The 9,556-nt window shown below is 43.5% G+C and carries 6 protein-coding genes and 1 pseudogene; 1 reads left to right on the top strand and 6 read right to left on the bottom strand.

What is annotated here, in order from left to right; genetic code table 11:
* Positions 1–1,904: Ig-like domain-containing protein (locus A3EQ_RS21175; RefSeq protein ID WP_456059062.1), on the bottom strand; the 1,904-nt coding region annotated here is incomplete at its 3' end.
* 1,267 nt (positions 1,905–3,171) lie between these two features.
* On the opposite strand from A3EQ_RS21175, the gene A3EQ_RS0114230 reads away from it, so the two are divergent.
* The gene (locus tag A3EQ_RS0114230; protein WP_020155850.1) at positions 3,172–3,723 is read left to right on the top strand and encodes an NUDIX hydrolase; all 552 of its coding nucleotides are present in this window, start codon (positions 3,172–3,174) and stop codon (positions 3,721–3,723) included.
* Positions 3,724–4,481: 758 nt separating this feature from the next.
* On the opposite strand, the gene A3EQ_RS0114220 is transcribed toward A3EQ_RS0114230, so the two are convergent.
* The 5 genes and pseudogenes from A3EQ_RS0114220 to A3EQ_RS0114195 all read right to left on the bottom strand — a co-directional run.
* Positions 4,482–4,823, bottom strand: coding sequence for a tudor domain-containing protein (locus A3EQ_RS0114220; RefSeq protein ID WP_020155848.1), 342 nt, complete (start codon positions 4,821–4,823; stop codon positions 4,482–4,484).
* A 527-nt stretch (positions 4,824–5,350) separates the two neighbouring features.
* A complete protein-coding gene (locus A3EQ_RS0114210; protein ID WP_020155846.1) occupies positions 5,351–6,343 on the bottom strand; it encodes an LCP family protein in 993 nt (330 codons plus the stop codon).
* Between the two features lie 165 nt (positions 6,344–6,508).
* A complete protein-coding gene (locus tag A3EQ_RS0114205; RefSeq protein ID WP_020155845.1) occupies positions 6,509–7,675 on the bottom strand; it encodes a nucleotide sugar dehydrogenase in 1,167 nt (388 codons plus the stop codon).
* Between the two features lie 301 nt (positions 7,676–7,976).
* Positions 7,977–9,071, bottom strand: coding sequence for a hypothetical protein (locus A3EQ_RS21170; protein WP_020155844.1), 1,095 nt, complete (start codon positions 9,069–9,071; stop codon positions 7,977–7,979).
* A gap of 79 nt (positions 9,072–9,150) precedes the next feature.
* Positions 9,151–9,556 (bottom strand): annotated as a pseudogene (locus tag A3EQ_RS0114195) (transposase); the annotation flags it as partial.

The following is a 9,556-nucleotide window of genomic DNA, read 5'->3' as shown; positions in this document are numbered from 1 at the left end:
GATTTGGATGTCACTTTGTTCACGGACGGGGCGGGCGGAGGCGTTTTGTCGACGACCTTCACTTTCGTCTCTTTGCTCTTGTTTCCCGCTTTGTCCACCGCGTAAACCGTTAACGTCGTACCAGCCTTCTGNTTGGAAATTTTGATCGAGAAGTCGCCTTTGCTGTTGGCCGTTCCCTTCCCGATTTGTTTCGAGCCGGCCTTCACATAGACGGTGGCGCCCGCTTCGGTTTTTCCCGTCACTTTCGTGGCGTTGTCCCCCACCGTGTTCACTTTCGGCTGCACCGGGGGCGTTTTGTCAGCGACGGTAACCTTTGCCTCAACGCCTTTGTTGCCCGCCTTGTCCACCGCATACACGGTTAAAACGGTACCCGCCTTTTGCTTTGCGATCAAAACCGAGAATTCGCCTTTGCTGTTGGCCGTCCCCTTTCCGATTTGTTTCGAACCGACTTTCACATAAACGGTCGCGCCCGCTTCCGCTTTCCCGGTCACTTTTGTGGCGTTATCCGCCACGGGATTTACCGTCGGCTTTGCCGGCGGCGTCTTGTCGGCGACCGTGACTTTCACTTCTTTGCTCTTGTTCTTGAACATATCTTCCGCATAGACCGTTAATACGTTGCCTGCTTTCTGTACCGGGATCGAAACCGAGAAATTTCCGCTGTCGTCAGCGGTCCCTTTTCTGATTAAATCGGGGGATCTTTTCACATAAACGGTGGCCCCTGGCTTTGTTTCCCCTTTGACGGCCGTATCTTTATCCGACACATCTTTGACGCTCAGTCCGACCTTCGGGTTGTTGATTTCACTGCCTCGGACATACGTATATGTGATCCGTTCTGCTTTGTCGGCGGGCGTTTTAAATTGATTCAAATTAATTTTTTTGACGATTGCGCCGCCGCCGAATAAGAAGGTCGGATAATCCCTATAAATTCTCGGGTGAATGTTTTTAAATCCCGGATCCCCCTTAAAACCGTACAAACCCGTCGGTTCTTTTTTCAACAGGGCGACGCGGAAATTGGTCATCATTTTCCCGAAGGTTAACGACGGATCAATATATTTCTTGATGACATTTTCGACTGCCCGATAGTCTTCATACGGATCCTGAATGATTTCTTTAAAAATGGCATTGCCTTTTCCCGCCTGCAGTTTAAGATATTGACCGAATAAGTAGGACAAGGAATAATTGGCCAAGACATCGCCGTCTTCATCCCAATAAAGCAGGGAATGCCCGTCCCGGATGGATTCGGAGACATTGTAATAGTCGATCCGGTCGCTTAAAATCTTGCCTGAATAAATTTGTTCGGCGGCCATGGACAAGGCTTCGTCCAGCCATGTATCCATAACTTCCTCACTGCGCTCAATCAACATATTTTGATTAAAATTAACCATATGTTGAAATTCATGGGCGAGGGTGGTGTAGGCTTTTGTTACATCTTTTGTACTGCCCGTTCCCATCGTGGGATAGGTATCTATATAAAAGATTTCCGAGCGATTGGAATGGATGTCGTCATATAAATCCCTGCCGTAGAAGTACCCGGCCACATAGCCGCCGTATCCCGCAAATCCGTCTTGAATATCGAAGCATAAAATGTTGATTTTCCCGTCCCCGTCGACATCGGATTCCTTTCCGAAATGATTGACGACCGCCGGATAAATTTTTTGCTCAAATTCCTTTCCCAATTGTGCCGCCTGGGTTTTCGTAATTTGATTATTATGTACCCAAACATTCGCCTTCGTGCCGCTGTAAAACAATTCCGCACTGATGCGGTAATCTGACTCAGTCGTCAAATTGGTTACCCAAAAATCTTTTTTGTCGCCGACTTGATAGCTTCGGGCAACCCGGTTCGTGTTCTTATTCAGCGGTCTGCTGTTATTTTTTTTCGGATTGTACGGAAGAACGGCATCCATCCGATAGGCGCCGGGGTTTAATTTTTTGTCGATGGTGATCTTCGAGTTGTCCATATGATAGTCAAAAGATCCCGTATATTCCAGATCCCAAACGTCCACCGATTCATTGCTGATGATCACATAGTCGTTTGCAGGCGTGTAAAAAGGATTCTCCACTTTGAATGTGGCAACGTCCGAATAATATTCCGGATCAAATTCGTTTTCAATGCCCACACGAATGTATATATATCTTTGGTCGGCAAAATCATTTTTATCGATCATGGGAATCAATACATATTCGTCAAATCCAAAAGTGTCAAAATCCATATATCCATAATATTCCAAATACCCTGCATTATCATAAAAAAACTCAAAATAGATGTAACTTTCTTTGTCATAGGCATCGTCTGACGTGTATCCGAAAATGAGATCGAGGTAACCGAAGAAATAGTCATCTTCGAAAAGATCTTCGTATGTGAATGTATGTTTCGTGCCATAGCTGTCGGTTAACGTGGTTATTTTTTTCCCTTTCGAAACAAGCGGGTATGCATCGGGATCGTGATAATCGATGTCCGATTGCCAATTTAACGGATTTTTTAACGGGCGGGAATCCATCGTGATATTCTTTTTTGATGCTTTAATATCCGTTTCATGGGAAGACGGAGATTCCCCCTTTGCCGGCAACGGGGAAAAGACGAGAAGGCTTACCAACATCAAAGACAATATTTTTCGTAATTTCTCCATTCAAATCCTCCTGACAAAAAATAAATTTCGAGATATGAATAAAAAAACGCTTCCCCCGCCTGGAAAAATCACCAACTATTAACTTTAATTAAAACTATTATACTAAAAAGATATAATTAAAAGAAAAACATTTTTCATTTTTTGGAAAAAATGACGCGCCCTACCAGTTAAAAAAGATAGGTATGATTCCGAAATGCTTTAAGGATCTATCTCCAGGAGACAACAACTTAAAGCGGAAGGTCTCCCTGTTCACCATTTGAAGACAGCATAAGACGTAGACAACGCGGCAAATCTTACAATCATTGATGACTATAGCATATGCGAATAACAAATTTGTTCAAACCATATGGATAATCTTTTATTGGAGTTTCTTTCCAGAACTATTCCCTTTCCGGCCAGACCGGCACAACGTTTATCTTTTCCGTTCGATAGGCTTCCGCTAATATTAGATTATAACTATTGTTCCATCGAGAAATAGATATGCTTTAAAAAACTAGCAGATTGTTGGCTTACGGTTATTCCAACATAACGGGAGGTTCTTTCTTTGAAACCGAATGAGGAAAATTGGAAAATAATCAACAGAAAACAATCGGTTGTCAACCGTTTCACAATTATTACGGATGAGGTTCAACTTCCAAATCAGGAAAAAATCAATTTTTCATATATAAATTTCCATCAAGGGGTTTGTATCCTCCCGATAACAAACGATGGAAAGGTCATTGTCATAAAGCAATATCGACATGCCTTTAACAGTTGGGAATTTGAACTTCCGGCGGGTTCGATCGAAGATGGGGAAGAACCGATAGAGGCCGCCAAGAGGGAATTGCTTGAGGAAACCGGTTTCGCGGCAAAAACTTGGAAATCTTTAGGTTATTTTTATCCCTCTCCCGGTTCGACATCAGAGGTCATTCACTTATTCGCCGCAACGGATCTCATCAATACGTATCATCAAAATTTAGACAGCAGCGAAGATATAAAGATTCAATATATGGACTTTCATCAACTTCTGCAGCTCATAGCGGAGAACAAGTTTCTTCACGGCGCAGGACTGGCAGCCATTTTGAAATGGCAGCTTTTGTTCAGCGAATTAGGATAACAGCGAACCCATTGCAATCAAATAATCGGATAGGTGGGATCAGGAATGGTGTCAACAACCGTGACCTTCACCTCTTCGTTTTTGTTCCAAGACATGTCTTTCGCATAGACCGTTAATACAGTGCCCGCCTTCTATTTAGGTATCGAAACAGAGAAATCCCTGTTGCCGTTGGCCGGCCCATTCCCAAACAGTTTCGAGTCTGGATTTACATAGACGGCGGGGCCAGCTTCCGGAGGATGCGGTACAAACAATCCAGCAACGATTTCGAAAGCTGCAGGTCTCCAACGACCCATACCCCAATGCTATGCTAGTGATGAGGATCATCAGGAATTGCCTGTCTCGGTTTAGGGGCTGGAGGCCATGAAAACGAAGACGCAGGGGATTCGGAGGCGTAAATATATTTTCGGACGGCGAAGAATTTCCGCCTGATCTTTTCCTGCAAGACGATTCGGGGCATGATATTTTCGGACGGTTTTCCGCCCGATTCCTCGGCTCCCCGTAAAATCGGAAATCCTCATTTCCCTTTCAATACACCGCTTGATCAAAAAATTCTCCTCTCTCAGCCACGTCTATAGCTCACCGCATTGTTGCAACCGTTCGGAAGCGTTTCCTGTTTGGTGGATCATCGGTATTAACAAAAATGGGCCCTATTATCATCGGCTGAAATCGGGATAAATATAGGACTGTAAAAGTCGGGGGAAGGGAAGCGGGATGGCCATGGCGGCCATCCCGTTACATTTTCCTTTCTCATATTCTTTTTAATAAAAATGGGGAAATAGCAGCCTCCTGAATATAAAGAACGGGAACCGATGACGCCGGAAGCGGCGGAACCTCCTCGGATAACCGCCATATCCCATCTGCCCGAAATATTGGCGCATTCCGTAATCCGGATCATCTTCCACATCTCCGACCGGAATGAGCATATCTACGCTGTCTTCGTTCACATCCTCGATGATTCCTTCATAGATGTTCCCATCCGTTCCTTCCAATCGGACAAGATGAAGATGATATTTTTTGCAAAGGTCCTTCAAGGATGCCTGCTGTTGACCGGCGGGCTGCATCGGCATCGACCAATAAGGGTACAACGGATATTGATGCAAAAGCACATGCCTCCTTCTTTTTTTCACATAATCAGTATATTCACCCATAAAGCGCGTGTGAAAAAAGGAGAACACGGAAAGCAAAATCAAAGGGAAGAAAAGAAGGAGAATCACGAAGAAGTATCCATGACAAGGGTGAAGAGGAGGGAAGGCCTCCGATTGCCTGTGGATTAATGGACAGAAACGATAGTTTCGCTAATTGCCGTTGGGCATGACCTGAGGCAAATCCTTTAGGCAACAGTTGAAGAACTGCCGAGGGATCGTCGTTAAAGAAAGGGAATCAGTCAGTACGGGCTTCCGTGAGCCGTCAATCAGGAAGGGTCGGTAAACCTTATGCAGTCCGGAGTTGGATTCGGAGAGCTCCATTTATATGCCATAATTGTCCGCCTGTCATTGCGTCCAGCGGTGAATATTTTCATCATTTCCGCTTCCTCACGGACGAAAAAATGCCGGAAAATCAAAAGCGGGAGGGGCAACCTCCCGCCGGATTTTTCCTTTTGTCGATGTGGTTCATCTTTTATGTCCAATTATGGAATGAAGTATTTCTCCACAATGTCCTTCATGTCCTTTTCATCAATGACGATCTGCGAATTGTTGGCCTGGAGGACATCATCATAAAGGGTTTGGCCCTTCCCTTTCAGTTGATGGTAATGGACTTGGGTGTCCGGGTCAAAATCCTTGACGGCATAGGCCATGCTGATGATGTCCGATTTGGTCATATTCGTTTCGACGATAAAATCGGAAATGGAATCGAACAGCTTGGGCAATTTAGGAATATTGCCGACACTCAACGCCTTTTTGGCGATGGCCTTGAGCACTTCTCCTTGGAGCTGCTGGCGGCCATAATCGCCATTTGCCAAGGAATACCGCTCATGGACAAGTTCGGTGACCATTTTCCCGTCAAAGGTATGCGTACCGGCTGTAATCACCTTATTTTGATTTTCTTTATACCAGGGGTGGGTAAGCCTGACATCAAAGGGGACATTCATTTCAATGCCGCCGAGCACATCGACCATCCCTTCCAGCCCCCAATAGTTCGTTTCCACATAGTAATTGATCGGAATGCCGGTAAATTCGCTGATGGCCTTTACCGCTTCTTCGATCCCCTTTTTCGATCCGTGTTTGGCCTGCATCACATATTGGACACTCGTCAGCTTCGTGTATCCGTACCCGTCCAAATGCACCCTTGAATCCCTGGGAATGCTCAGAATATGATATTGATGCTTTTTCAAATCCACATGGACGACCATCATCGAATCGGAATGCCCGATCTTCTGGCCTTTCCGCTGATCGGAACCGATGAGCAAGACGTTAAAAACGGGATCGTCTATTTCCACGGTGCCATTCGCTTTTTTGTCACCGGCCGAAATCAACGGCACTTTCTTAAAGTGGTTCTCCGGCTTGTAATGCTGGTAGGCATAGATTCCAATTCCAAGCGTGAGCAAAAAAATCGCGAGAAGACTGTATCCAATGATTCTTATCCGCTTTTTCTTAGTTTTTTTCTCCGTCCTCGTCTCCATGGCTCATTCCTTTTTCTTTTCCGTTTTGTACCAATTAGAAAAATGTTTTTATAGTAGAAAACCCATGCCATTTTATGTTATTCACCTTTGAAATGGCATGGATTCGTAAGTTTCGGCACTCATGCATGGATACATTGAGCCTTTAGTAATTTTGCGTTGGCTTTTTCAATCCCTGCCGAAAATATCCCTGGTGTACACCTTGTCAATTACCGGTTTCAGTTCCTCGGACATGCGGTTGGCGACGATGATATCCGACCGTTTGGCAAATTCGTCAAAATCATTGATAACCTTGGAATTAAAGAAGGTGTCCGCATCCAACGTCGGTTCGTAAACGATGACTTCAATGCCTTTCCCTTTGATCCGTTTCATAACCCCTTGAACGGAAGATTCCCGGAAATTATCCGAATTGGTTTTCATGGTAAGCCTATAGATTCCGACGACTTTCGGATTCCGTTTGATAATCATTTCGGCGATATGATCTTTTCTCGTCCGGTTCGCATCCACAACCGCTTTCATGATATTATTCGGCACGTCTTGATAATTGGCCAGCAATTGCTTCGTGTCTTTCGGCAGGCAGTAACCCCCATAACCAAAAGACGGGTTGTTATAGAAATTGCCGATTCTTGGATCCAGGCATACCCCTTCAATGATCTGTCTCGTGTCCAGACCCCTGATTTCGGCATATGTATCCAATTCATTAAAAAACGCCACCCGCATGGCGAGATACGTATTGGCAAACAGTTTGATGGCTTCCGCTTCCGTCGAATTGGTGAACAAAACGGGCACATCTTTCTTCAGCGCGCCTTCCACTAACAAATCGGCAAATTTTTTCGCCCGTTCCGATTTTTCGCCTACGATCACGCGCGAGGGGTACAAATTGTCGTATAAAGCCTTTCCTTCCCGTAAAAATTCCGGTGAAAATATAATATTTTCCGTTTCAAATTTCTCTTTCATTTTTTCCGTATAGCCGACCGGTACGGTGGATTTGATTACCATGACGGCAGCGGGATTGATGGAAAGGACATTGGCTATGACCGCTTCAACGGATCGGGTATTAAAGTAATTTTTCTCCGGATCATAATTGGTCGGCGTGCAAATAACGACATAATCGGCATCCTTATACGCTTTGTAATTGTCCGTCGTCGCCGTTAAATGTAAATCCTTCGTGGCCAAGTATTCTTCCAATTCCTGATCCACAATGGGCGACCGCCTGTTATTAATCATGTCCACTTTTTCTTGAATGATGTCGAGCACAACCACTTCATTGTTCTGGGCCAACAGAACGGCGTTCGCCAACCCTACATAACCGGCTCCTGCAACTGCGATTTTCATGGATGGTCCCTCTTTTCAAGTAATTTTTTTACAGTTTTATAAACATTGGGAAAAGAAAAAACTTCCTTTTACAAAAAAGCTCATGACATTTTTTACACGTCTATTCTGACTTGATTATATTTGTTAATTTTTTCACATTAAATCATTATTTTCGTTTAAAACCAGATCGATATCATATAAAAATGTTCGAAGGCAGATGTTACCGGGCCATCATACTAAAGATAATACTAGTACTACTGATAATTTTATGCCAAATCAAACAAAAAAGGAATACTTTTCCATCTGTTGCAAGAAAGATATCTCAACAATTTCTCTTTTTCAATAACTCCAGTATCTTTTTTGCAATCCTGTCTTTGTCATCGACAACGATTGAATTTTGCTTCAATTTTTCCATCTTATCGATAAACGATTCACCAATTTCAAAATCTTGAATTTCATTCCATCCCAAAGTGGCACAGAAACGATGCTTTTGTAAATATGAAATCATATGTTGGTCCTCTGCCATTACAGCCTGCCGTTCCAAAATCAATAATGGTTTATTTCCGCAAACTGCTTCGCTGACGATCCCCCACCCCGGCTTGGAGATAACTAAATCCGCCGCAGCAATATAATTTTGTGATTCGATATAGTCTTCTGGAATGGGAAAAACGTTAGGCCTCTTCACCCGTACATTTGTTGAAACGATAAACGTACAATTAGGACTATCCCAAATCGGCAGGCGTTCCAGTTGATCGACATCGATTTTCATGCCAAGTCCAAAGAACACAACGAACCGCTCGCCAGTCGGATTCACCAGTTTTTTTATCCTATTAACTTCATGATTGTCTACGTCTCTAGCAAAAAAGCCAAAGTGCTGCGTTTCCCGCATCCCCCAATTTGGTTCTTGGCTTCCTGCCAGAGAGAAAAAATATGTCATTTTTTCATAGGCATCTTTTAAAGTCTCAAGCATTGTGTCGGCAATTAATTTTTGATACGCCGTATACCAAGTAAAATTCGAAATTCCAATAGAAGGAATTTCCAGCATATAAGCCGCTTCAAACGGAAAAGGTGTGATATCGGAAATGACAAGATCCACTTGAGTAGTCTGTAGAAACTCTCGTTCCTGTGCAATGAATAAACTCCACTTTTTTAAATACTGTTTGTATTTGGCATTTAATTTTCGGATATCCGGCTCAATCGAGTCCTCTCGTAACTCATAACCAATGTCCGTTTCCAACCTGCGAAATGTTACCCGATTCTCACCTTTCAAAGACTCCCGCAAAAAGGAAAGGGCAAAAGAGTGACAAATAATAATTCTTAAATCTTCCTCCATCTTCAACAAACGGCGAATCAGCGCCACACTTCTTGTCGCATGCCCAAAACCGTAATCAGAAATATAATACGCAATCGTATTCATTTCGTCTTTGCCTTTCCAATGAAAATAAAAAGTTAGTGTCAAATAAAGTTCGCAAAAACCATCAGCACTCCGAAATGGTTTATGCCGCTTTACGTTGTTCCTGAATTTCTTGTAGAATCGTCGGACTAATATCGTCTGATTGACCAATCTTCGTGGTATTCCATTAAGTAACTGGTCACAAGACGAATGTATGAATCCTGATTAGGAAAAACCCCCTACGACACTTGTTCTTCGTCGTATTTCACGATTTAATCGCTCCAAGATGTTGGTGGAGGAAATTTTCCTCGGGTCAATCTGTTCAAAATGGAAAAATTGCAGCGAATCTTCAAGTCCTTCTGCTAATACTTTCATGGCATCCGGATATTTTTCTTCATATTCATCCATGAAAGAATCAGCATAATTCATTGCGGTTGTATAATCTGGTTGTAGCCAAATTTGCTTGAGACGGGAAGCAAAACTTTCTTTTTCCCGGCTTGGAAGATGAG

The organism is Caldibacillus debilis DSM 16016, from assembly GCF_000383875.1.
GTDB lineage: Bacteria > Bacillota > Bacilli > Bacillales > Caldibacillaceae > Caldibacillus > Caldibacillus debilis.
This window is presented reverse-complemented; position numbering and strand designations above follow the sequence as displayed.